The following is a 24,794-nucleotide window of genomic DNA, read 5'->3' as shown; positions in this document are numbered from 1 at the left end:
TTTTAAATCGAATGAATACTGAACTTGCTGTTGATTTCTTCAAGAACCGCAGCCGTTTGTGTTTGGTTGGTGAGTGCTGCCGAGATGGCAATTCCGTAAATTCCGGTTTCGAGTATAGCCGGAATATCTGCTGCTTCAATGCCGCCAATGGCAATAATGGGGGTGCTGATTCCAGCTTTACGCACTTTTTCCATTAGTTTGTGGTAACCTGCCAAACCCACAACCGGGCTCAGGTTTTCTTTGGTCCGGGTAAACCTAAAGGGGCCAAGGCCAATGTAATCGGCACCCTCCGCAACCCTTTGCAAAATGTGTTCGAAAGTATTGGCTGTGCCGCCGATGATCTGGTATTTGCCGATAATTTTCCTGGCTTCGGAAATGGGCATATCCTGCAGGCCCAGGTGTACCCCATAACTATTTACGGCTTTAGCGAGGTGCGGAAAATCGTTTACGATAAGTTTGGCGCCATATTTTTCGCATAAGGCCTGCGCGGCTTTTGCAAAAGGCAACACTTCGCTTTCGGCCTGGTGTTTAATCCGCAGCTGGATCCATTTTCCGCCAGCTTGGAGCACCTGCTCAATGGCATCCAAATGGGTACCTGTTTTAGCTGCTTGCGAGATATATTGTAAGTGCTGAATCATATTGATATTTTAAAACGGTTGATGGTAAGCGAGGCAATGTTGCTGTGCTTTTTTAAAATTGGTTAAAGCTTTACTGGGGTCGTTCCAGATACTGCCCAGTAGTGCAATACCATCGAAATTCATTTCTTTTACCTGATCGATCTGGTTTAAACCGATGCCGCCCAGCGCAATCAGTTTTGTCTTGCTGTTAGGCTTGTTTAAATGAAAACCTGCAGGAATAACCCCCATATAACCAGGTTTGGAAAGGCTGTTGAATACGGGGCCATAAAAGCTGTAACGGTATGGCCTAATGCAATCTATATCTGATAACTGATGAATAGATGTGCTCCATATATGCTTTTGCGGCTGGGCATTGGGTGTAATACTTTTTCTAAAGCTTTCTGTATGGTGGATTCTATTGATGTTATAATCGTTGGCCAGTGTATGGAAATAGTGTAAAGCGATGCGTGGATGATATTCCGGTAAAATCCCTTCCACAATTTTGCGGTAACCGGCCTCATCTGCATTTTCTTTTCGTAAATGAAAAACCTGTAAACCGGCTTCGAAAAGCTGATTTACAAGAAGACATTCTTCCTTAAAAATAGTAGGCTTGGCAATTACAATCAGTTCCATGGCGGCTTAAGAATAAATTTCGCTTCCTTTTTGGGTAAACTCTTTCGATTTTTCCTGCATGCCCTGCGCTAAAGCCGCTTCTGCTTCCACACCTAGTTTTGCAGCATATTCTCTCACATCCTGCGTAATTTTCATGGAGCAGAAATTCGGTCCGCACATGGAACAGAAGTGTGCAATCTTGGCACCCTCTGCAGGTAAGGTTTCATCATGAAACTCTTTGGCGGTATCAGGATCGAGTGAGAGGTTAAACTGATCTTCCCATCTAAATTCGAACCTGGCCTTGCTTAAAGCATTATCACGGTATTGCGCACCTGGATGGCCTTTGGCTAAATCGGCTGCATGGGCGGCAATTTTATAGGTAATTACCCCATCTTTAACATCTTTTTTATTTGGCAGGCCCAGGTGTTCTTTCGGGGTTACATAACAGAGCATCGCTGTGCCAAACCAGCCGATCATGGCTGCGCCAATGGCCGAAGTAATGTGGTCGTAACCAGGTGCAATATCGATCGTTAATGGGCCTAAAGTATAAAATGGCGCTTCGCCACAATGGTCGAGCTGTTTTTCCATATTGGCTTTAATCAGGTGCATGGGTACATGGCCAGGCCCCTCTATAATCGTTTGTACATCGTGTTTCCAGGCTATTTTAGTAAGTTCGCCAAGCGTTTCGAGCTCCGAAAACTGTGCGGCATCGTTGGCATCGGCAATACAGCCAGGCCTTAAGCCATCGCCTAATGAAAAGGCTACATCATAAGCCTTCATAATTTCGCATATTTCCTCAAAATGGGTATACAGGAAGTTTTCTTTGTGATGGGCCAGGCACCATTTGGCCATAATGGATCCGCCACGCGAAACAATACCGGTAATCCTTTTAGCGGTTAAAGGCACATAACGGAGCAGTACACCGGCATGGATGGTAAAATAATCTACGCCCTGTTCGGCCTGCTCAATCAACGTATCGCGAAAGATTTCCCAGGTGAGGTCTTCGGCTTTTCCATTTACTTTTTCTAAGGCCTGATAAATAGGAACGGTACCAATGGGCACAGGCGAATTGCGGATAATCCATTCGCGGGTTTCGTGGATATTTTTTCCTGTTGATAAATCCATAATGGTATCGGCTCCCCAACGGCAGGCCCAAACGGCTTTTTCTACTTCTTCTTCAATGGTAGAGGTTACGGCCGAGTTACCGATATTGGCGTTAATTTTTACCAGAAAGTTTCGGCCAATAATCATGGGTTCGAGTTCGGGGTGGTTGATATTGCAGGGAATTACCGCCCTGCCGGCGGCTACCTCTGCCCTTACAAATTCGGGTGTGATGTAACCTTTTGGGGTATTTGCGCCAAAGCTATTGCCCTGGTGCTGGTGGTTCATTACCTCGTGCTGATCGCCCAACTGCGCATTTAACAGTTCGATCTGCTGGTTTTCCCTAATGGCGATATATTCCATTTCGGCCGTTATGATGCCTTTTTTGGCATAATGCATTTGAGATACATTGGCGTCGGCTTGCGCTTTGTAAGGTTTGTTGATGAAATTAAAGCGTAAGGCATCAAGCTTCTCATCGGCCAGGCGCTGCTGCCCGTAAGCAGAAGATAGTTCAGGAAGTTCTACCACATCAAGCCTGTCTTTTATCCATTGCTCCCTGATCCGCGGTAAGCCTTTTTTTACATCAATAACAGCATTGGGGTCGGTATAGGGTCCGCTGGTATCGTAAACGGTTACGGGCGGATTGGGCTCGGTTAAGCCAAATCCGTTATGGATTTTGGTTTCCGATAAACTGATTTCGCGCATGGCCACCTGGATATTGTGGATTTTTCCAGGTACAAAGATTTTGCGTGAGGCCGGAAAAGGACTGCGGCTGATCACCTCTTGGTTCGGTGTTTTTTCTTGTTTCATGTTGAAATGTTTGAAGGAGAGAATGAGTGATTGAGTGAAGGAGAAAATGAAGGAATGAGTGATTGGGTAAATTTTGAATGTAAAGTATCTCCCATTACCCTCCCTGCGTGGCTTTGATGAGTATAACCTGATCAGCTGGATTTAATACATGGGTTGCCCAGTCTGATTTGGGAATAATGGTTTGGTTTATGGCTATGGCAAGGCCATTTGTTTCTGTTGAAATAACAGCAGCAAGCATCTGTTCGATGGAACAGGCCTCGTTGAGCAGATAGTTTTGATTGTTTATAGTTACTTCCATATGCTAAAAAATTGGAAAAACTATAGAGATTGCCCCAAAATGGAGATCGAAAAGACAGCAATGTGATTGCTTTCACTTTTCCCTTCGGCAGTACTAACTGCATCAGGTTCAAAGGGTATTTCTCAGCACGTAGGCACCCCTAAAGTTTTTTGTAAATATATGCGATTAAATTTCTAATGCAAATAAAAATTGACATAGATAAAATCTATACTTTATCGCTAACCGTATTGTTATCATTTTGATTGCAGTGAAGAACCTTGAGGCTTTGCGAAGTAAATATTTGAGAGATGACTTAATGAAGGATAAAGATCCTTCGTTGAACTACCAATTACAGATTTCAAAAATTGGGTGTCATTTCGACTGAAGCGCAGTCCCGAACCTTCGGGAGAGAAATCTTTGAACTATGTTAAAAGATCTCTCCACTGCGGTCGAGATGACGATACTTCACAACCCGTCATCTTTACCCCAGTATTTTTGGATAAAAAGTAACCCCTCAGGATGACAATTGCTCCTCCCGCTCCCCAGACTCCCCACTTCAGACAAAGCAACCAATTTGCGCCAACCGCCTTTCGCAAAACGCAAAAATTCCTTACCTTTGCAGCATCACCAAATCAACCCATACATGTAAGATTCATTTCTTTTCAGAAAATAGATAACAAGCAGAACGGTTCCGTTCCTGCAATTATTTACAAAAAAAAAGAAATTTATGCTTATTCTACAAGGGGCTAATTATATCCACCCCAATGGAGATTTACTGTTTTCAGACTTAAATCTTACCATCAATAAATACGAAAAAACTGCACTCATTGGCCATAATGGGGCTGGGAAATCGACACTTTTAAAAATTTTGTCAGGTAAACTCAAACCAACTGCCGGATATGTTAAAACGGAATCGGTGCCTTATTATGTGCCACAGCTTTTTGGTCAGTTTAATGATTTTACCGTTGCGCAGGCCCTCGGGATTGAAGATAAACTAAAAGCGCTGAACGAAATCCTCGGCGGGGAAGTAACCGACGAAAATTTGGCCATACTTAACGATGACTGGACCATTGAGGAACGTTGCACGGAAGCTTTGCGTTTTTGGCGATTGGCAGGTTTAGACTTAAACCAAAAAATGGAAAGTTTAAGCGGCGGACAAAAAACCAGTGTATTTTTGGCTGGCATGGCGATACACCGCCCGGATATTGTTTTGATGGACGAGCCGACCAATCATTTGGATCTGGAAGGCAGAAACAGGTTGTACGATTATATCCGATTGACCAGAAATACTTTGGTGGTGGTGAGTCACGACCGTACTTTGTTGAACCAAATTGAGAAAGTTTGCGCGTTAAGTGAGCGGGGAATAACCGTATATGGCGGAAATTACGATTTCTATGCTGCACAAAAGAAAATTGAAAATAATGCTTTGAACAATGATTTACGAGCAAAAGAAAAAGCGCTGCGCAAGGCTAAAGAAGTAGAAAGGGAATCGATAGAACGGCAACAGAAGCTTGATGCCAAAGGGAAGAAAAAACAGGAAAAAGCCGGATTGCCGACCATTTCGATGAATACGTTAAAAAATAATGCAGAAAAAAGTACGGCAAAATTGAAGACTGTGCATGCCGAAAAGCTCGACCATATTTCTGCTGAATTAAGCCAGCTCAGGTCTGCACTGCCCGATGCAGACAAAATGAAGATCGGTTTCAATCAAGCCAGACTGCACAAAGGGAAAAGTATTATTGACGCCAAGGAGGTTAATTTTGCTTTTCACGATCAGTTACTTTGGAGGGAGCCGCTTAGTTTTCAGATTTTTAGCGGGGAGCGTTACCTGATAAAGGGCCGGAATGGATCTGGCAAAAGCACCTTGATCAAGCTTATTTTGGGGCAGCTCCAGCCCTCAACGGGAAGTTTAAACAAAGCAGGCGTTAGCTCCATATATATCGACCAGGATTATTCGTTGATCGATAATCAACTTACGGTTTACGAACAGGCCCAGCAATACAACTCGGGTGCACTGCAGGAGCATGAAGTAAAAATCCGTTTAAACCGGTTTTTGTTTGGCAAAACCGATTGGGACAAACCTTGTTCGGCCTTAAGTGGCGGTGAGAAAATGCGGTTGATGCTTTGTTCGTTAACCATCGGCAACCAATCGCCCGAGCTGATGATACTGGATGAGCCTACCAATAACCTCGATATCCAGAACATAGAAATTTTAACGGCAGCCATTAACGAATATCAGGGAACGCTTTTAGTTATATCGCATGATGCATATTTTCTTAAGCAAATCTGTGTGGAACATAGCATTGATCTTTAAAATAAATATATAGCCTTATCTTCGTTCTAAATTATTAAAACCAGTATACCTATGCAAAACCTGTTAGCACTACAAAGCGGCGAACTTAAAGGAGCAGTATCGTTAAAACTTTCTGAAAACCTAACCGGGTTCCCAAACGAAATATTCGAGTTAGCCGATACTTTGGAAGTGCTGGATTTATCTTTTAATAAATTAAGTGCATTACCGGCAGATTTTGGCCGTTTAAAGAAACTGAAGATTTTCTTCTGTTCAGAAAACCTTTTCACGGTTCTGCCTGAGCAATTGGCCGACTGCCCTTTGCTGGATATTGTAGGTTTTAAATCTAACCAGATTAAAACGGTGCCTGCAAAATCGCTGAACCCTAATCTTCGCTGGCTGATTTTAACCAACAACAACATTGCCGAATTACCAAAAGAGATTGGGCAGTGTACGCGGATGCAAAAGCTGATGTTATCGGGTAACCGTTTAACACAATTGCCCGACGAATTAAGTAATTGCCAGAATTTAGCCCTACTGCGGATTGCTGCTAATAAACTGCATGAGCTGCCACAATGGATTGCCAATATGCCTAAACTTTCGTGGATTGCATTTTCCGGGAACAACTTTAGCAAAACACCTGCTGTAGAAACACTTTCGTTAATTAACTGGCACGACTTAGAGATTAACCATTTATTGGGTGAAGGGGCTTCGGGCATCATCTCAAAAGCAAACCGGACTATTGGTGATGAAACCCAGGAGGTAGCCGTTAAAATATTTAAGGGCAATGTAACCAGCGATGGCTTGCCAGAAGATGAAATGACGGCCTATATTGCTGCGGGTTACCACCCTGGTTTGGTTAATTTAATCGGACAGATTGCCCTGCACCCAGAAGATAAAAAAGGACTGGTGATGGACCTCATTCCGCATCATTTTTATAACCTGGGTAATCCGCCGAGTTTAGAAAGCTGCACCAGGGATGTTTTTCCTGAAGGTACGCAGCTGTCAGAAACACAGCTGCTGAGTATTGCCAAAACCATTGCCTCCTTAGCTGCACAATTGCACGGGGCCGGAATTATGCATGGCGATTTATATGCACACAATATCTTAATTGATGATGAGGGCAGTACGTTGTTCGGCGATTTTGGTGCCGCAAGTTTTTATGATCAGGCTGATGCTCCGCTCGCTTTTGCGCTGGAGCGGATAGAAGTTAGTGCTTATGGTTACCTGCTCGATGATTTACTTTCTTTAAAAAACGGAGCGGTAAGCGAAACGTGCTCGAATGCTCTGGGTGCCTTAAGAGATGCCTGTTTAGTTGCATCGCCATTAAAGAGACTTGGTTTTCAGGATTTGGTTGATGCTTTAGCGAAGATTTCATTATAAAGTTGTTAATCTGAGTCCCTAGAAAAATCGTCATCTCGATCCGATAGCTATCGGATCGAGCAAAGCGAAATGGAGAGTTCCGTGAGCTACACTTAATCATAGATTTCTCCGCTACGGTCGAAATGACGACCACTTTATAAAAAAAATATTAATTCTGCTGTTTTTTTGCCCAATCTAACCTGCGCTGATCTGGCGTGGGTGTAACCTTGAAATTTTCAAATGTGGCGTTAAAGCCCTTGCCATCAGGACAGGCAGCCACAAGGCCCACCATTACAGGAGCATTATCCTTAAAATAACACGTACGGATCATGGTGTATTTTTTATCATCCAGCGAGTAAAAAATCTCTACTGCATCAAGTTTTCTAACGGCTTTCATCCAGATAGATGCTGGTGCCTGAGCTAATTCTACTACGCTCCAGTCACTTGTTTTATGCGTAACTACCGCACTTACATTTTGTTTGCCATTCACAAATTCTACTCCCGCCTTAATCCATTCTTCTTCATTAATTCGGAGCATAATACCCATCTGATCGAAGGTGGTTACATAATTGCCGGTAATTTTTACTTTTACCTCAAATTCACCACCATAAGTGGCATAATAAAAAGGGGCATCATCCACGGTAAAGTCATAATGCGAGATCCGCCAGTAATCTGTTTTGGCAGGAACAAATAAGCTAAATGTGTTTTTATCCTTGATTTCCCACTTTTCAGGTTCGTTAAACCAGTTCATTTTAGCAAGGCTCTGGGCAGCTGACTTTTGTGTGTTTAATACGGCAAGTAAGGCCATGGCGGTTAGTAATTTAAGTTTCATTTGTGTGTTAGCGGTTGGTTTTGTGTGTTTGTGTATTGCAAACTTAAAGCAAGCATCAACTTTTGGAAAGGACATAGATCACTATTTTAATGTGATTATTATCACGTACATCGGATAAGGGCAATTGTCTCAGGTTTATAAATCTTCAATAAACAGTACATTTGTGCTGTTGTATCAGAAACATGGAAACAAATTTTTTAAGGGCGCATATTGATCAGATTGTTTGTTTAACAGATGAAGAATTTCAATATGCCGAATCTTTTTTTACCAAGCGGAAATATAAAAAACATCAATATATTATTCAGGCAGGTGATGCAGCCAGTTGCGAACATTTTGTACTGAAAGGAATTGTGAAGTCTTCTTATACCGACCATGAAGGCAAAGAATACATTTTACAGCTTGCCATGGAAGAGTGGTGGTTCTCAGACCCGAACGCTTTTAACACCGGAATGCCGGCAACCTTAAATGTAGATTGTATTGAAGATACCGAAACCCTTTCTATCTCTTTTGAGAACAAGGAAAAACTTTGTGCTTCTTCCCGGAAAATGGAATACTTTTTTAGGAAAAAGTACACCACAGGAAACATGGCTTTGCAAAAACGGGTATTGGCGCTATTGAGTAATAATGCGGGCGAGCGTTACAAACAATGGCGCAATCAATACCCATCTTTACAAAAGAGGATTTCGAAAACCCTTATTGCATCTTATTTGGGTGTTACCAGGGAAACTCTAAGCCGTTTATCGCTCTAGGTATGGTAAGGGGAAAAACAATAAAGGCTTTGTTTTATTTGTGGCTGCTATAATTAACCATCCATTGGATACCGAACCTGTCTTTAAAGCTGCCGAAGTAATCGCCCCAGAACATATCGTCCATTGGCATTTCGATGGTGCCACCTGCTGAAAGGCCATTAAAGAAGCGATCGGCATCTTCGCGGCTCTCTGTATTGAGGTTAATGTACATGTTGTTGCCTTCTTTAAGTACATGCCCTGCAGAAGGTACACAGTCAGACGCCATTAAAACTGTATGCTCATTAATGGGTAGGGCTACGTGCATTACACGGTTTTTTTCCTCCTGGGTTAATTTATCCGATTCGGGTGCATCGCCCATTTTTGCAAAGAAGGTAAATTCTCCTCCGAAAACCGATTTATAAAAATTAAAAGCTTCTTCGGCCTTGCCGTCGAAGTTTAAGTAAGGGTGCATGGTTGCCATAATCTTATTTCTTTTGTTTACAACTAAGTTACTGCACCTTTTAATGATAAAATGGGTGTACTTGAGACAAATGTAAGGGCGTTTTCGACATTTGAAAATTAATAAATTTATATGGTTCCATCTTGTTGCGATGACCTTAACCCGGATGCTGAGCTTGAGAAAACACTGTTTTTAAATAGACTAAAATGTTTTATTCATTTTATTGTGGATTTTGTATAAGTTATTGTTTTACAGATGAATAAAACTGAACAGAAATAAATCCATTATCTTTTTTCATATTTGTATCAGGGTATTAAACATTTATTGAAACAATTCTCGATCGTCCCAAAATAATTTTAGATTTGAGTAAACACGTCCTCTTTTTGAGGGCGTGTTTTTTTTTGCAAAAAAAAACCTTTCATTGCTGAAAGGTTTCGTGTTTAATCTAAATCGTCCCGTTGATTTAATTTTAACAATATAAATATAGTTATCAACATGTTAACATCAAATTAAAAGGTAAAAATACCCCTTTATGGGTAGTGGTTTTCACTACACCGCGATACGGATATTTTAATGTGGAAAATTATTTGCTCGCTTCAATACTCCTTTTATAAGCGGGTAACGTTGCCAACAACAAGCTGGAGGTACTTACTACGAAAACAGAATAATTAAAAGGGCCCCTGTAATTTGCAAAGGCGAACATACAGCGGGCAAAAGCAAGTGTTAGTAAAAAACTGCCTATAGCCGCCAACTTAATTTTGTATCCTACGATAAGCATTACCGCAAACACCAGCTCGCCAGTGGTGGCAATAATAGCCATTACATTGGCTACAGGCCTTACTAAAAAGGGCATTAGCGTATTGGTATAATCTAAAAATACCGACCAATTGCCCAAGCTAGCTTTTCCTTGCGTATGGTAACCTGCCTAGAAACACTCTACTTCCCAAAACCGCGACCAGTTTTCGCCTATATCCAGCTTTACTATCCCCTCTTTGCCTGTTAATTCCTGATCGTGGTTAACACCATCGGCCACTCCGCACCAGGGCTCTAAGCAGATAAAAGGGGCATCGGTAGCAGCCCAAATGCCGAAGAAAGGGAAGTCTTCGAAATGGAAATGCAGGCCATAATCGTTTTTGGTATTGAGCAAGCTGATGCAGTTGCTCTGCAGGGTCTTAAAAACCAGCGCATCGTTATAAAACAGCTCATGTTTAAGGTTTAACCTGTGGCCACCCAGTTCAATGAGTGCTGTTTCATCGGCCACTAAACCATCTTCGAGTTTCCAGAAAGTTAATTTCTCATCGGCATTAAAGGCCAGGTAATAATCTTCATAAACGGTATTGGGTGTGTTCGGTACAGCAAAAGCCGGGTGTGCACCAATTGAGAATAAAAGCTCGGCAGTACCTGTGTTTATTACCTCGTAAGTTAAATTCAGTTTCCTGTCGATTAGCCGGTACCTCAGTTTCAGCTCGAAATAAAAAGGATATGCTTTTAAGGTATCTTCATTTTGGGTTAAACTAAAAACGGCCTCGGTTTCACTTATTTTTTCGATATTAAAAACATGATCGCGGGCAAAACCGTGGCGTGGCAGCGTATAGCTTTTACCTTGATAAGTAAAACTGTTGTTTTTTAATGAGCCAACAATAGGAAATAAAACCGGACTGTGTTTTGCCCAATATTCAGGATTGGCATTCCACAAATATTCCAGCTTTGTTTCTTTACTAAATATGCCTTGAAGTTCTGCGCCTTTAGCCGCCAGGCTAACTTTTATATAGTCGTTCTCGAGAGTTATCATTTGCAGTCTAAATTAACAAAAAGATGTATTTTAAAAATATCTTTTTTATTAATTTTGATCAGTACTTAAAGCTTAAGCAAATGAAAAGCTTAAAGCGCTATTTATTTTATTACCCGCGCATTTACTTTCGCTTAAAATATAATCAGAAACCCATGGCGATAGATTTAACAAAATTATCAAATGCAAAAGTAAAGGCCGCTATTACCGCATTGCAAAAAGGCGATGAAAAAACATGGTTTCCTTTATTTGCCATCGATGTTGCCTTTTACGACGACGGAAACCAGATGAAATTTAATAACTTTTTTAAGAAAGCGCTGGGACATGAGCGTTTTACCAGTATAGATAAGGTTGAAAACAACGGATTGGAGGTGTATGGCCATTTCCACTCCGACCAATGGGGCGATTTTAAAACCTGCTTTAAATTTAAGGTAAACAAAGAAGGAAAAATAGCGAGGTTGGATATTGGGCAGGCTTCTTATTAGTCTTTAGTCCTGAGTCCAAAGTCTTGAGTCTAATCATCGATTGATAAGGACTCAAGACTACTAACTCAAGACTTTGTACTTATCCCTTCTCTTCCCAAATACAGGCGATGTTAATAATGGTTTGTACAGCTTTTTCCATGTCCTGTACACTTACCCATTCTTGTTTACTATGAAAAGCGTGTTCTCCGGCAAAAATATTGGGGCAAGGTAAGCCCATATAAGAAAGCCGCGAGCCATCGGTTCCACCACGGATACTTTGTTGTTTTGCCACTACGCCTGCCCGTTCAATGGCTTCAATTCCATATTGCACAATTTTAGGATGCTGATCTAAAACCTGTTTCATGTTGCGGTACTGCGCTTTAATATCAATTTTGTAGGTAGACTTTGGATATTTAGCCATCACCTTTTTTACGGTTTCTTCTAAAAAATGGCCATGTGCGGCTAGTTTTTCATCTGTAAAATCTCTGATGATAAACTGTGCCTCCGCCTCTTCTACCTGTCCGTTCATGCTTACCGGGTGGATAAATCCTTCTTTTTGATGGGTAGCTTCCGGAGTGAGTGTATCTTTTGGCAGCGAATCTAAAATTTCGGCAAGGATCTTAATGGCGCTTTCCATTTTTCCTTTGGCAAAGCCCGGGTGAGTACTTACGCCATAAATTTTAAGGGTGGCGCCGTCGGCAGAAAAGGTTTCATCTTCGATTGAGCCCAGTGTTTCTCCATCTATGGTATAGCCAAAATCGGCACCTAATTTCTTTAAATCGGCTTTTTCTACGCCGCGGCCTATTTCTTCATCAGGGGTGAAAAGTAGCTTTATGGTTCCGTGTTTTACATCAGGATTGCTCATTAAAAAGGTAGCTGCCTCCATAATTTCTGCTAAGCCTGCTTTATTATCGGCACCTAATAAAGTTGTCCCGCTTGCTGTGATAATATCGTTACCAATTTGGTGTTTTAAGTCTTTGTTTTCAGACAATTTTATCACAATATTGTTATCGTCGGGCAGAATTAAGTCTTGTCCTTGATAATTGTCATGAATAATCGGTTTAACATTTTCACCACTACAATCTGGCGAGGTATCCATGTGCGAGCAGAAGAAAATTACGGGTAACGGCTTGTTTGTATTTGAAGGGATGGTACCATATACATAACCATTATCATCCATTTCGGCATCAGTAACGCCAATTTCTAACAGTTCCTGAACCAATTCTTTCCCTAAATTTTTTTGTTTTAGGGTTGATGGGCAAGTTAGAGAATTCGGATCAGATTGGGTATCAATTTTCGCATATTTTATAAACCGCTGCTCCAGAGATTTGTTAAAGTTGGTGTATGTGCTCATAATTCAAAGGTAAAAGTTATAGATATTCGATAAACATATTATTTTTGTAAAAAAACGATATGATTTTTAAATTGCTGAGAGCTACATACATAACCCTTTTGCTTGTTTTTATAGGAAGTTTTTCTTTTGCCCAATCTAATTACTTTAAAATGTCGTATGGTTTTGGTGGAGGTATAAACAAATCTTATACTGATGTGTACAAAGGAAGTTTTGGCTACACTGCCTATGGCGTATTCGATTATCATATCACGCCGTTTGTAACGCTGGGTTTAGAGGGGCAGTATGGTAGGGTTCAAGGAGGAAACATCGAAACCGATCCGCACAACCGTCAGTTTATCAATCAATATACCGCCATTACGGCCAATATAAAGCTAATGCTTGGCGAGGTGGCAGACTACAATAAAAGCGAATTTTTATACAATCTAAGAGGTTTGTATGTGGGCTTGGGTATAGGGGCTATTAACAATAAGATTACCGATATTGTAAGGTATAAACCAAGTTGGGCAGCTTACGACCCTGGCTACGGGCCTTTTCCTGGTCAAGACAAAACCGTTAATCTCTTGGTGCCTTTAAACTTTGGTTTCAACTATTACATCAACGATGGATACGGTTATATGCGGTATATCATCAATATCAATGCACAATCGAACTTTACTTTCGGCGAAGGCCTTGACGGTTATAACGATCCAAGTAGCAAATTTAAAAACTACTCACCTGATGTTTATAACTCCTACACCATAGGTTTTAAATACATGTTCGGAACGATTAAATCTTATCGTAAAACACTTTAATAACAGCATTTCATTTCTTAGATTTAAGGCATGAGAAAATTCTTTGTGTTTTGTTTGCTTTCGATGAGATTAAAAGCTGCCGCACAAAAAACATCTTTCGAGTTAAGCGGAAAAATTGAAACCACAACTTACACTGCCGCAATTTCTTATTACGAAAATTTGGCTAAAACTTATCCGGAGGCTAAGCTATTCACCTATGGAAGTACAGATTTTGGTAAGCCTTTGCATGTGTTGGTTTTATCGCGTGATCGGGTTTTCGATCCTTCGGTGATTAGAAAGCAGGATAAAAGGATTTTATTGATCAACAACGGCATTCACCCTGGCGAACCAGAGGGTATAGATGCATCAATGATGCTTGCCCGCGATTTGCTTAAAGCAGGTAAACTGCCAAAAAATGTAGTGATCTGCATTATTCCCCTGTACAATATAGATGGCAGTTTTAACCGTAGCGGAACTTCGAGGGCCAACCAGAACGGCCCAGTTGCCTATGGTTTTAGAGGGAATAGTAAAAACCTCGATCTGAACCGTGATTTCATTAAAACCGATTCAAAAAATTCGGCAGCATTTCAACTCATTTTTAATACCTGGCAACCCGAAATATTTGTAGATACGCACACCAGTAATGGCGCTGATTATCAATATGTAATGACACTTATCCCGACACAAAAAGATAAGCTGAACCCAATTCTTTCTGATTATTTAACTAAAACGTTGGTGCCCGATCTATATGCCGGAATGGAAAAGATGGGTTACCCGATGATTCCCTATGTAAATTCTATAGGCGAAACGCCAGAAAGCGGAATAACCGGATTCATAGATCCTCCACGTTATTCTACCGGATATACCACGCTGCACAATACCATAGGTTTTATGCCCGAAACGCATATGTTAAAGTCGTACGGTTTGCGTGTGGATGCCACTTATAAGCTTTTGCAGACCTATATTCAGGTTGTAACGCGTGATGCCAGGGTTATTGGAGAGAATAAGCGGAAGGCCGATGAAATTGTGGCTGCACAAAAGGAATTTCCTTTAGAATGGAAGCTGAATAAAACCGAGGTAAACGATCTGAGCTTTAAAGGCTTTGAGGCCGGGCAAAAACCCAGCACGGTAAGCGGCGCTGATCGTTTATATTACGACCGCAATAAACCTTACACCAAAACCATTAAAGAATGGAACAGGTTCGAACCCGCGGTGTCTGTTCAAAAACCGGTTGCCTACATTATTCCGAAAGCCTGGGACCGTGTAATTGCCCTGCTTAAACTGAATAATGTTAAACTGCAGGAACTTAAAGCCGATCAGAAAATTGAAGTAGAAAGTTATTATATCGGCGATTTCAAAACCGGAACAAGGCCCTATGAGGGGCACTATCTGCATGCTGGGGTAAAGGTAAACCCAGTTAAGCAAAGCTTACAGTACTATGCAGGCGATTTTGTGGTTTATGTTAACCAGCGGAGTAACCGGTATATTGTAGAAACCCTGGAGCCACAGGCTACTGATTCTTATTTCAACTGGAACTTTTTCGATTCAATTCTGGATATGAAAGAACATTATTCGGCCTATGTTTTTGAAGATACGGCAACAGCACTGCTTAACAATAACCCAGAACTAAAGCATAAACTAGAAGCGAAAAAAGCTTTGGATGCCGATTTTGCGAAAAATGCGGCTGCACAACTTGATTTTGTGTATAAAAATTCTGATTATTACGAAAAAACACACAATAGATATCCGGTAGCCCGTTTGCTAACAGACGTAAAACTTGATTTAAAATAAGCCTAATGGAATACTTCAATATTGCACCAGTTGCCTCCGTAATTTTCGTTTTTACCATTATTACCAGCTTATACGCTTTCTATGATCATTCGCTATATGGAAAGTTTATGCTGCATCCGTATAGTGTTTCGAAAGGACAGAATGTATATACTTTGATTACCAGCGGGCTTGTACATGCAGATTGGATGCACCTGTTTTTTAATATGTTTACCTTTTACGCTTTTGCTTTTACACTGGAAAGATTAATGGGGAGCTGGCAGTTTGGATTACTTTATTTTTTAGGACTGGTGCTGAGTGATTTACCCACCGTTATTAAACATAAAGATCATTTTAACTACAATAGTCTTGGTGCATCTGGAGCGATTAGTGCGGTGCTTTTTAGCTATATTTTGTTTAATCCAATGTCTAAAATTTACATCATGTTTATCCCCATCGGCATTCCTGCTGTAGTTTTTGGGATTTTGTATTTAATTTATTGTGCTTACGCTTCCCGCAATTCAAGAGATCATATCAATCACGATGCACACTTTTTTGGTGCATTAACCGGGCTGATTTTTACGATCATTTTTGTTCCGGGCATTTTGCAGAACTTTATTACCATGTTAACAGGAGGGAGATAGTTTAACTTCGTCATCTCGACTGAAGCATAGCGAAATGGAGAGATCTATCAACACAGATTTCTCGACTTCGTTGCACTCCGCTCGAAATGACGATCTCGTTTAGGTTATCGAAAAATTTAATCTGTGCAAATCTGCTGCAAAAACTACCCTGCAGTAGGTAAACAAGGCTTCTCGAAGAAACTCATCGGTTCATCAGGGTTTTTAATAATCTCGAATACCACATAGCCCCAGGGTTTCCAGAAGTTTTCCAATACCTGAGCATATACTTTATTTTGCCAAACATCAAAAAGCGGCTTGGTCATGTTGCCCCGTAAAGGCATCGCTTCGATATAGGTGGTACCTTCTACTGGCATAAAAGTATATTCGGGCAAGCGATTAAACAGATAGGCCGAATAATAAAAACGGGCGCTCAACTCTTCAAACTGTTCGGCAGTTAAAGCTTTTCCTTTTATTTCGTTGATGATGTCCTGATGATAGCGTTTATTCGTACCATTATCCTGTAAACAGGCGATGATACCAAAATCTTTCATTTTTAACGAGAAGGTTAAAGTATTTATCTCATCACGGAAACTGAATGGTGTTTCTCTGTTTTCTAATTTCACTACCGTGATAGACCATGGTGAAAAATCTTCAAACTCCAGACTGGTATACAGGTTCTGCATCATGAAATTCAGATTGGCAAATTTCATCATTAATGATTGCGACATATTTAAACCATCGGCAGTCATTTCCTTGCGTAGGGCCGAGTGCATTTCGATATATACAAAGCCGTATAAAAACTTGCCTATCCAGTTAAAAAGATCCAGTTCGGGCAGTGCAGAAACGGCATTGTACCCTGTTGCAAAGGCTGTTTCGATCTTGTTTTCAAGCGGGTTTAAAAACTGCTCGTTTACCTCGTTGTTTACCGGGATAACCAGGGTGTTGTAGGAACGGATACTCTCATCCAAAAACTGGATCTGCTCTTCGCCACTTAAGCCCGCCTGTGCTAACAACCATTTTGGAATTAACGGCACCTGAACAACAGGCGAATTAAAAGTTTTGCCGCTTAAGAAGCAGATTTTGTATAAAAAATCGAAGTTTTGGAAAGGATTGTATAAACCGGTATTCATCACCGCAATATTAACCATTATATTTTTAGGGCTTTGCACCGATATTTTATTTTAACGCAGGGATTACAACCGCCTCACCCTGTTAGCGGACTTGTTTTACCTATTACCCTTGCAGGGGTAAATAAAGATTTGTCATCCTGAGCTTGTCGAAGGTCCTGCTTAAATACACTTTAAGGTGCTTCGACAAGCTCTCCGTAGGAGTCCTTTGGACAACATGACGGTATCTGAGGTGTCGCCTTACGATACTACCTCAACGAAAGACATCGCTATACCATTTCCATTAACAGGGTGAGGTCTACAGGTTGTTATAATAATAACTGATATCATCAACCAGCTGGTTGTAAATGGGTTTGGTAAATTCTACAAACAAAGCACTTGGTTGTGGGGGCAATTGCTCCCTCCTTCTGGTAATGGCCAATTGTTGTTTACTCAGTGCCCTGTCATCGCCTTTATAGGTTGCCCAACTATCTCTCCAAACATAGGTTCCTGGGAATTTTTGCTGGCGTACCAGCTTTTTTGTTCTCCAATCGGTAATGCTCATATCCAATAAACCCGATGAGGAGATATTCTTTTCGAAAATACTTAAGGTGGCTTTAACTGTACCGTAAATTGGTTTTTTCTCACGGGTTTCGCCAATTACCACACTGTCGCGTTTCAACTTTTCTACCCTTTCTTTTACATAGGTCTGGCCTACCACAAAATCGTCAAAGTTTAAGCTCAATACCTGATCGGGAATAATTTTTTGATCTGTTGCCTGTGTTTCGCCATAAAAAATCACAAACTTATTTCTTGAGTAATTGCCAATAAACTGATCAATCTGTTGCTGAAAATAATCAGCGCTTAATTTGTACATGCCGCTGTTTACAAAAATCGGTTGTACCACAACCCTAATTACTGCTGCCCAATAAGCATCCTCCATTTTGGCTTTGGCATCTTTATAATTTGGCTGAAGATTTTGTGTTTTTTCGAACTCATAATAAGCTTTTTTTGCCGACTGGCGGTTGTTTTCTCTTAAATACCCTAAACCCGAATTATATCTTGCGGCAGCAGCATTGTATTTACTATCAGCAAGTTCATTGATGTATTTTGAAGGTCTTGGAACAATGGTCAAGCAAGCTGGGCAACTGTTAATATCATCAGCCAATTGATTGATTTTTTGATAATCGTACATCACCGATTCCCATCTGAAAAGATCGTTGGATATTTTAGCTTCTTCAATTTTTCGCAAATGGTCCTGCAGTGCTAAGTCGTATGCTGTTTTTAGCACTTCCATAGCCTCACTGTTTTTTGGCGAGTTTTGCAACCTGCTTACTGCTTTGGCAACCGAAGCATCATAATCACCTTTTTGTAAGGCTTTTTTCCCGGTGGTACATCCCCCAATAATTATTAAGGATAAATAAATAAAATACCGTAATCTTGAAATGTTTTTCATGGCGGTGGTAGTTGCGTTAATAAACAAAGATAATTTGTAAGGCGATAATTACCTTATTTATTTAGAAGACGATTGATAATGAAGATTAGTTGCAGGCAATTTGAATTAGAATTAAAACATCCTTTTTCGATCTCGAAATTTACCCGTACCAGCACCCCCTTAATGCTGTTAAAGATAGAATATGAAGGCGTAACAGGTTATGGCGAGGCCTCGATGGTGCCGTATATGGGTGAGAGTTATGAAAGTGCGACAGCTTTTCTAAGCCTTGTAGATTGGGATAAAATCCAATATCCATTCGATTTTGAAGAAATTATTGTCTATCTGGATAGTCTTGCTCCAGGCCAGCCAGCCATTAAAGCGGCTATTGATATTGCCCTTAACGATATACAAGGGAAGCTGTTAAATAAACCCTGTTATGAAATTTACGGCGCAGATCCAGCTAAAATGCCGGTAACTTCCTACACCATTGGAATTGATACGCCTGAAGTAATCCGCGAAAAACTGAAAGATGCCGAAGCTTTTAAAGTGATCAAAGTTAAACTGGGGAGAGATAACGACCAGGAAATTATCGAAACAATAAGAAGCATGACCAATGTGCCCTTATATGTGGATGCGAACCAGGGCTGGGCAGATAAAATTAAAGCGATCGATTTAATTTATTGGCTGCATAACCAGGGTGTGGTGTTAATCGAGCAGCCTATGGATAAAAATAACCTCGATGGGAACGCATGGTTAACCGAGCGCAGTCCGATCCCGCTGTTAGCTGATGAAGCCGTACAGCGTTTAGCCGACATGGACAAACTGAAAGGTGCTTATCATGGCATTAACGTAAAACTCATGAAAAGCTGTGGCATGTACGAAGGGCATCAGATGATTTTGAAAGCCCGTTCTTTTGGGATGAAAGTGCTGATCGGTTGTATGAGCGAAACGAGTTGCGCCACTTTGGCTGCAGCTGCTTTGGCACCTTTATGTAACTGGGCCGATTTGGATGGGCCCTGGCTGACCAAGAATAACCCCTTTACTGATCCGGCTTTCGAAAAAGGTAAGTATATCTTAAAAGAGCTACCCGGTTTAGGCTTAACAGGTATTACTTCTGATCTTTTTCTTTAAAACTTTTTCTGATGTCTTTGGTAAGTTGATACTTAAAGTAGAACAAACAGGCAGTAGTGCCTACCAAAAAGCCAGCCGGAAGATATTTAGCATTGTTATAACACCAAACCAATCCAAAAATAGAAAGGATAATGGCTAGGTTATAGAAGATATTTAAAGCAAATTTTTTACCCACGGTAGAAATGATTGAATGACGAAATTAGAGAATGATTGAATGAGAGAATGAATTTTGAATAAGCGATAATAACTTCACTCATTCAAAATTCACTCATGCTATCATTAATATACCGGCATGCTTGGATCAAAAGCCTCTTGCCAAGCTAAAATACCGCCTTTTAAGTTATAAAGATTGTCAAATCCGTATTGTTGCTCTAACTGCATTACTGCTGCTGCGCTTCTTTTTCCACTGCGGCACTGAATAATTACCGGCTTATCTTTCGCAACCTTATCAGCCTCAATTAAAATTCCACCCAAAGGGATATTCTCGCCTTCAAGATTGGAAACCTCGTATTCGAATGTTTCACGAACATCAATTAATTGAAAATCTTCTTTGTTATCGATTTTCTCTTTTAGTTCTTGTACCGATATTTCTTTCATTTTATTAAATGTATTTATGCAAATATAGGAAAATCAACTTTACCCTCCCCATCAAAAAAATGCCATAAAATTTTGTGTAAAACTGTAACAACTTTCGCCCTTAGGCGTTTAACTATAAATAGTTACAAATGGACAAACTGAACCGTTTCTTTTGGTTTTGCTCTGGCGCTCATATCCCGACACTGGAAAAGTATCCTTCAGAACAAAATAAATATACAGGCATTGGCGCCACCATCTTTTTTACCGGCTTATTTGCTGCCCTTTCGGGAGGTTATGCCATGTATTTTGTGTTTAAGGGGGATGATCTGGCGGTAATTTTTGCCGTTGTTTTCGGCTTTTTATGGGGGGCAGCCATCTTTAATATGGACCGTTATATTGTATCGAGTATTAATAAAAGTGCAAGTACCAATAAACAGTTGTTGCAGGCTACACCGCGTATTCTGTTGGCCATTATGATTGGTATGGTTATTTCGAGACCAATAGAGCTTAAAATTTTCGATAAAGAAATTAAAGAACGCCTAAAGGTGAGTTACCTAAACGGGCAGCGTTCTAAAATTGATACCTTGAACAAAGCTTTCGAGAAAAAATATCAGGTAGAATTTGGCAGATTAAATCAACAGAAAGCTACGAGAGATTCACTTGAAAAAGGAATTAAAGCGGATAGACAAAAACTTAATTTCGAGATTTTTGGAAACAAAACTACCGAAACATCAGGGGTTATGGGCTACGGACCTTATGCCAAACGTAAGGAAGCCGAAATTGCACAACGTACGGCCGAATTAGATTCGTTAAAAGCTGCCATCAATAAATCGGAAGGTTTTGTAGATAAACGCAAAGAATTTGATGGCCTGTTTACCGAAAAGCTGTACACTAAAAAACAGTTAGACAGTTTATCGGATATTGCGGGTTTTGCCGACCGCAACTGGGCATTAGGGCAGCTTAAATTTAATGTAGATGGCACACGGGATAACAATACGGCAATTGCGGTTACTTTTATCGGACTGCTGTTTATCTTTTTTGAATGTTTGCCGGTGTTTGTAAAACTGATGAGTGCACGCGGGCCTTATGATTATGCTATAGCGGATGGGGACGAGGTATCGATTTATCATTCTAAAAAAGACAAGGATTTCCATTTTGAAGTGGCCGATAATATTCACGAAACAAGGGTCGATTCCGAATCGTCAAAGAAGAAGGAAATTATAAAAGGAAAAGCTTACCGCGATCTCGAAAAATACGATTGGGACAGCTAAGGGGGAATGTAAGAAGAAAGTTGGAGCGGATGGTTCATGGTCAGATGGTTCATAGGTCATGGCTTAAACTCCTAAACTATTAAACCGAAAAAAATCAACTGTGAACATAGACCATCAACGATTAGCCATCGTACATTTTACCTCAAACATCTTCCATTTTTATTAAATTGCCCTTATAATCCCGATTCTTATGAAGAAATTTTTAGGTGCTGCGGTATTTGGTCTACTATCGTTTCAGGCTTTTGCCCAAAATGAGATCAGTTATACGGTTGCCTTTCCAAACGTTATCCATCATGAAGCTGAAATCAGCATGTTAATCCCTAATGTGCCTGCGGGTACATTAAAGGTTAGAATGAGCAGGTCGTCTCCGGGCCGTTATGCTACACATGAATTTGGAAAAAATGTCTATCACCTGAAAGCTTTCGATGCATCAGGTAAACAGCTGGCCATTAAACAAACGGCGGGCGATGTTTATGAAATTCCCAATCATGGCACCAGTGTAAAAGTAAATTATACACTTTTTGGAAACTGGATTGACGGCACCTATGCTGGTTTCGACGAAACCCATGCACACATGAATATACCTGCAACTTTTGCTTTTCCGGTAGGCATGGATAACAGACCGCGGCTGGTGAAATTCAATTATGCCGAAAAACCAGGCTGGAAAGTAGCTACACAGCTTAAGCCAATGGCCGATGGGACTTATTTCGCGCCAAATCTTCAATATTTTATGGATAGTCCTACCGAAATTGCCAATTATAAAACGGCAAGCTGGCAGGTTAAAAATACCGATGGTAAAGTGCAGACCATCCATTTAATTACGCATGCTAACGACGATCAGAAAACCATCGATAACTATGCGGAGATGCTTAAAAAAATGGTCGATGAACATTTTGCCGTTTGGGGCGAATTCCCCATATACGACTACGGTAATTATTATTTTCTGGATGATGTGTATCCGGAGAATGCGGGTGATGGAATGGAGCATAGAAACTCTACTTCGATTGTGCAGCGCACACCAAAAATTGCAGGTTATGAGTCTAACCTCCTGGGTACTTTTTCGCACGAATATTTCCACAGCTGGAATGTAGAACGTTTAAGGCCAAAAACTTTGGAGCCCTTCAATTTTGAGCATGCCAATATGAGTGATGAACTTTGGCTGGCTGAAGGTTTTACCCAATATTACGGCAATTTGCTGTTAACCAGGGCGGGTTTAAAAACTACCGACAATGCCATACAAACTTTTAATGGTTTGGTAAATGCTGTTTTACTGTCTCCCGGAGCAAAAAACTTTTCGCCGATAGAGGCCAGTAGGTATGCGGTGTTTGCCGATGCCGGAGTGGCTATCGATCAGACCAATAAAGGCAATATTTTTACTTCGTATTATACTTATGGCGCCACTACTGCCCTGGCTTTAGATCTGCGCTTAAGAACCGAATTTAAGCTTAGTCTTGATGATTATATGCGTGCACTTTGGAAAGCCTACGGTAAACCTGAAATTGCCTACACCGTTCCTGATTTAGAGAAAAGCCTTGCAACGCTGACTAAAGATCCTGCTTTCGCTGCCGATTTTTTTAAAAATTATATTTACGGCACCAAAAAGAACGATTATGCCAAGCTGCTTTTAAATGCAGGCCTTGTTTTGCGCAAAGCAAATCCTGGTAAAGCTTTTGCTGGCTTTGGTAAGATTAATACATTGGATGGAAAATTGATTTTAGGTCAAACGCTGATGGGTACACCGGCATACCAGGCAGGTTTAGACGTTGATAATGTATTGCTATCCATCGATGGTGAGGTATTAAAAGATCTTGCTGCGGTTACGGCCATTACTGATGCCCACAAACCCGGCGATGTACTGAAGGTTACTTATCTTTACCGTGGAGAAGAGAAAACAGCTCAATTAACCTTGACAGAAGATCCAGCCTTAGAAATCGTTGCCATTGAAAAAACAGGCGGGAATTTAACACCGGCCATGCAGACTTTTAGAGATAAATGGTTAACATCGCAGGTAAAATCTAAATAGCAAAAAAATACTTATTATATGAAGAAAATATTCTTTTTTACCCTTGTCGGGATGGCAAGTTTGCAGCTTAAAGCGCAAAACATCGATAAAATTATCACCCGCGAATACACAGATCACCTGATTAAGACCTTAAGTGCCGATGATATGCAGGGGCGTGCAACTTTTACGCCAGGCATTGATAAAGCGGCTACTTTTATCGAATCTGAATTTAAAAAGATCGGTTTACAGCCTTTACCTGGCGAGAAAACTTTCCGTCAAACTTTTAACAAATACCAGGTTACCAACCAAAGTACGAGTGTTAAAATAGATGGTCAGGAAGTTGCACCTGCAAACATAATGGTTACGGGCGTTACCACAGAAAGTGTTACGCTAGATAAGTCGAACACCACTGTTGTTAAGTTAGACCCTGAAAAGCCTTTTGTAGCACAGTTCAGAACCATGCTGAACACTGATAAAAACCAGATCGTTTTAGTCGACAGTAAGTTTGCTGATCTTTTTAACCGTTATAAAGATCATTTCAGCAAACCTGCAACCGTTGATGAGAAAGATGTTAAAGCAACTACAAGCGCTGTGCAGGTTTTTGTTTTGGGCAAAGATGCCGCAACAGATTTTTCGGCAACATTTAAAAGTAAGGTAGATAAAATGCCTTTGTTTAATGTTGCAGGGGTAATTCCAGGTAAATCAAAAGCAAAAGAAATCGTGATTTTCTCAGGTCATTATGATCATTTAGGTTTTTTAAAAAGTGTTGATGGCGATAGTATTGCCAATGGTGCAGATGATGACGCTTCAGGTACGACGGCTATGATTGCCCTTGCCAAGTATTACAAAGCGCAGAAAAACAACGAGCGTACTTTAATCTTTGTTGCTTTTACCGCTGAAGAAATAGGCGGTTTTGGTGCAAAATATTTCTCAGAAAAACTAAATCCTGATGATGTAGTAGCCATGTTCAATATTGAGATGATTGGTAAGGATTCGAAATTTGGCAAGAATACTGCATTTATTACAGGTTATGAAAGATCTGATTTTGGGAAGATTTTACAGAAAAATTTAGCTGGGACCGAATTTACTTTCCATCCTGATCCATATCCAGATCAAAACTTATTCTATAGAAGTGATAATGCAACTTTAGCTGCTTTGGGCGTTCCGGCGCACACCATCAGTACCGATAAAATTGATATTGATAAATTGTACCATAGTGTGAAAGATGAATACAGCTCGTTAGATGTAGAAAATATTCTTTCTACCATCAAAGCCATTGCAAAGAGCGCAATTACCATTGTAAACGGAACGGATACCCCAACGAGGATTCCGAAATTGAAGAAATAATAAAACATTCAAAAACCTGATAGGTTTTTTGTAGCATGTCGTCATGCTGAATTTATTTCAGCATCTATCA

General features: G+C 40.6%; 24 protein-coding genes and 1 riboswitch. Of the genes, 11 read left to right on the top strand and 13 right to left on the bottom strand.

Annotated features, from left to right (window positions below):
• Positions 1–2: 2 nt before the first annotated feature.
• The 4 genes from AC1RJ8_RS10130 to thiS all read right to left on the bottom strand — a co-directional run bounded on the left by AC1RJ8_RS10130 (position 3) and on the right by thiS (position 3,438).
• The gene (locus tag AC1RJ8_RS10130) at positions 3–638 is read right to left on the bottom strand and encodes a thiamine phosphate synthase (protein WP_492953699.1); all 636 of its coding nucleotides are present in this window, start codon (positions 636–638) and stop codon (positions 3–5) included.
• Between the two features lie 9 nt (positions 639–647).
• On the bottom strand, positions 648–1,250 hold the full coding sequence (locus AC1RJ8_RS10125; RefSeq protein ID WP_492953698.1) for a thiamine phosphate synthase: 603 nt from the start codon (positions 1,248–1,250) through the stop codon (positions 648–650).
• A 6-nt stretch (positions 1,251–1,256) separates the two neighbouring features.
• Positions 1,257–3,140 carry a phosphomethylpyrimidine synthase ThiC gene (gene thiC / locus AC1RJ8_RS10120; protein WP_492953697.1) on the bottom strand — a complete coding sequence of 628 codons (1,884 nt, stop codon included), beginning with the start codon at positions 3,138–3,140 and terminating at the stop codon, positions 1,257–1,259.
• A gap of 94 nt (positions 3,141–3,234) precedes the next feature.
• Positions 3,235–3,438 carry a sulfur carrier protein ThiS gene (gene thiS / locus AC1RJ8_RS10115; protein ID WP_492953696.1) on the bottom strand — a complete coding sequence of 68 codons (204 nt, stop codon included), beginning with the start codon at positions 3,436–3,438 and terminating at the stop codon, positions 3,235–3,237.
• 62 nt (positions 3,439–3,500) lie between these two features.
• A riboswitch (TPP riboswitch) is annotated at positions 3,501–3,589 on the bottom strand.
• Positions 3,590–4,144: 555 nt separating this feature from the next.
• Here thiS and abc-f point away from each other — a divergent pair.
• A complete protein-coding gene (abc-f, locus tag AC1RJ8_RS10110) occupies positions 4,145–5,731 on the top strand; it encodes a ribosomal protection-like ABC-F family protein (protein WP_492953695.1) in 1,587 nt (528 codons plus the stop codon).
• Positions 5,732–5,782: 51 nt separating this feature from the next.
• Positions 5,783–7,090, top strand: coding sequence for a leucine-rich repeat-containing protein kinase family protein (locus AC1RJ8_RS10105; protein ID WP_492953694.1), 1,308 nt, complete (start codon positions 5,783–5,785; stop codon positions 7,088–7,090).
• 148 nt (positions 7,091–7,238) lie between these two features.
• Here the strand turns inward: AC1RJ8_RS10105 and AC1RJ8_RS10100 are convergent, their stop codons facing one another.
• Positions 7,239–7,901 carry a DUF1349 domain-containing protein gene (locus AC1RJ8_RS10100; protein WP_492953693.1) on the bottom strand — a complete coding sequence of 221 codons (663 nt, stop codon included), beginning with the start codon at positions 7,899–7,901 and terminating at the stop codon, positions 7,239–7,241.
• A 182-nt stretch (positions 7,902–8,083) separates the two neighbouring features.
• On the opposite strand from AC1RJ8_RS10100, the gene AC1RJ8_RS10095 reads away from it, so the two are divergent.
• Positions 8,084–8,650 (top strand): Crp/Fnr family transcriptional regulator, encoded by a 567-nt coding sequence (locus AC1RJ8_RS10095; RefSeq protein WP_057934914.1) that lies wholly within the window; start codon positions 8,084–8,086, stop codon positions 8,648–8,650.
• 34 nt (positions 8,651–8,684) lie between these two features.
• Here AC1RJ8_RS10095 and AC1RJ8_RS10090 read toward each other — a convergent pair whose 3' ends face one another.
• The 3 genes from AC1RJ8_RS10090 to AC1RJ8_RS10080 form a co-directional block, all read right to left on the bottom strand.
• The gene (locus AC1RJ8_RS10090; protein ID WP_492953692.1) at positions 8,685–9,110 is read right to left on the bottom strand and encodes a VOC family protein; all 426 of its coding nucleotides are present in this window, start codon (positions 9,108–9,110) and stop codon (positions 8,685–8,687) included.
• Positions 9,111–9,672: 562 nt separating this feature from the next.
• Positions 9,673–9,984 (bottom strand): DoxX family membrane protein, encoded by a 312-nt coding sequence (locus AC1RJ8_RS10085; RefSeq protein WP_492953691.1) that lies wholly within the window; start codon positions 9,982–9,984, stop codon positions 9,673–9,675.
• A 30-nt stretch (positions 9,985–10,014) separates the two neighbouring features.
• On the bottom strand, positions 10,015–10,881 hold the full coding sequence (locus AC1RJ8_RS10080; protein WP_492953690.1) for an aldose 1-epimerase family protein: 867 nt from the start codon (positions 10,879–10,881) through the stop codon (positions 10,015–10,017).
• 80 nt (positions 10,882–10,961) lie between these two features.
• On the opposite strand from AC1RJ8_RS10080, the gene AC1RJ8_RS10075 reads away from it, so the two are divergent.
• Positions 10,962–11,363: a hypothetical protein gene (locus AC1RJ8_RS10075; protein WP_493008045.1), complete on the top strand. Its 402-nt coding sequence runs from the start codon at positions 10,962–10,964 to the stop codon at positions 11,361–11,363.
• Between the two features lie 79 nt (positions 11,364–11,442).
• Here the strand turns inward: AC1RJ8_RS10075 and pepT are convergent, their stop codons facing one another.
• Positions 11,443–12,696 (bottom strand): peptidase T, encoded by a 1,254-nt coding sequence (pepT, locus tag AC1RJ8_RS10070; RefSeq protein WP_492953689.1) that lies wholly within the window; start codon positions 12,694–12,696, stop codon positions 11,443–11,445.
• A gap of 59 nt (positions 12,697–12,755) precedes the next feature.
• Here pepT and AC1RJ8_RS10065 point away from each other — a divergent pair, with 59 nt between their 5' ends.
• Genes AC1RJ8_RS10065 through AC1RJ8_RS10055 form a run of 3 tightly spaced genes read left to right on the top strand, consistent with a single transcriptional unit; the run spans position 12,756 to position 15,877 of the window.
• The gene (locus tag AC1RJ8_RS10065; RefSeq protein ID WP_492953688.1) at positions 12,756–13,487 is read left to right on the top strand and encodes a hypothetical protein; all 732 of its coding nucleotides are present in this window, start codon (positions 12,756–12,758) and stop codon (positions 13,485–13,487) included.
• 30 nt (positions 13,488–13,517) lie between these two features.
• Complete coding sequence (locus AC1RJ8_RS10060; protein ID WP_492953687.1) at positions 13,518–15,257, top strand: M14 family metallopeptidase; 1,740 nt, start codon at positions 13,518–13,520, stop codon at positions 15,255–15,257.
• Between the two features lie 5 nt (positions 15,258–15,262).
• Positions 15,263–15,877: a rhomboid family intramembrane serine protease gene (locus AC1RJ8_RS10055; protein WP_029277963.1), complete on the top strand. Its 615-nt coding sequence runs from the start codon at positions 15,263–15,265 to the stop codon at positions 15,875–15,877.
• A 143-nt stretch (positions 15,878–16,020) separates the two neighbouring features.
• Here AC1RJ8_RS10055 and AC1RJ8_RS10050 read toward each other — a convergent pair whose 3' ends face one another.
• Positions 16,021–17,004, bottom strand: a complete 984-nt coding sequence (locus AC1RJ8_RS10050; protein ID WP_492953686.1) for a hypothetical protein — start codon at positions 17,002–17,004, stop codon at positions 16,021–16,023.
• 277 nt (positions 17,005–17,281) lie between these two features.
• Positions 17,282–18,418 (bottom strand): hypothetical protein, encoded by a 1,137-nt coding sequence (locus tag AC1RJ8_RS10045; RefSeq protein WP_492953685.1) that lies wholly within the window; start codon positions 18,416–18,418, stop codon positions 17,282–17,284.
• Positions 18,419–18,496: 78 nt separating this feature from the next.
• Between AC1RJ8_RS10045 and AC1RJ8_RS10040 the strand changes: the two genes are divergently transcribed.
• The gene (locus tag AC1RJ8_RS10040) at positions 18,497–19,528 is read left to right on the top strand and encodes a dipeptide epimerase (protein WP_492953684.1); all 1,032 of its coding nucleotides are present in this window, start codon (positions 18,497–18,499) and stop codon (positions 19,526–19,528) included.
• Here AC1RJ8_RS10040 and AC1RJ8_RS10035 read toward each other — a convergent pair.
• Together AC1RJ8_RS10035 and AC1RJ8_RS10030 are read right to left on the bottom strand one after the other, a co-directional pair.
• Positions 19,506–19,703, bottom strand: coding sequence for a DUF6358 family protein (locus AC1RJ8_RS10035; protein ID WP_029277955.1), 198 nt, complete (start codon positions 19,701–19,703; stop codon positions 19,506–19,508). The genes AC1RJ8_RS10040 and AC1RJ8_RS10035 overlap by 23 nt on opposite strands.
• A gap of 104 nt (positions 19,704–19,807) precedes the next feature.
• A complete protein-coding gene (locus AC1RJ8_RS10030) occupies positions 19,808–20,125 on the bottom strand; it encodes a rhodanese-like domain-containing protein (protein WP_029277953.1) in 318 nt (105 codons plus the stop codon).
• Positions 20,126–20,253: 128 nt separating this feature from the next.
• On the opposite strand from AC1RJ8_RS10030, the gene AC1RJ8_RS10025 reads away from it, so the two are divergent.
• From AC1RJ8_RS10025 to AC1RJ8_RS10015, 3 genes are all read left to right on the top strand, one after another.
• Positions 20,254–21,375, top strand: a complete 1,122-nt coding sequence (locus AC1RJ8_RS10025; protein WP_492953683.1) for a DUF4407 domain-containing protein — start codon at positions 20,254–20,256, stop codon at positions 21,373–21,375.
• A gap of 190 nt (positions 21,376–21,565) precedes the next feature.
• Positions 21,566–23,398 carry a M61 family metallopeptidase gene (locus tag AC1RJ8_RS10020; protein ID WP_492953682.1) on the top strand — a complete coding sequence of 611 codons (1,833 nt, stop codon included), beginning with the start codon at positions 21,566–21,568 and terminating at the stop codon, positions 23,396–23,398.
• A gap of 18 nt (positions 23,399–23,416) precedes the next feature.
• Positions 23,417–24,724 carry a M20/M25/M40 family metallo-hydrolase gene (locus tag AC1RJ8_RS10015; RefSeq protein WP_492953681.1) on the top strand — a complete coding sequence of 436 codons (1,308 nt, stop codon included), beginning with the start codon at positions 23,417–23,419 and terminating at the stop codon, positions 24,722–24,724.
• Positions 24,725–24,794 lie beyond the last annotated feature (70 nt).

Source organism: Pedobacter sp. GW822-FHT03F06 (genome assembly GCF_058801365.1).
The sequence above is the reverse complement of the archived record's forward strand: the minus strand, read 5'-3'. Positions and strand labels throughout refer to the sequence as shown.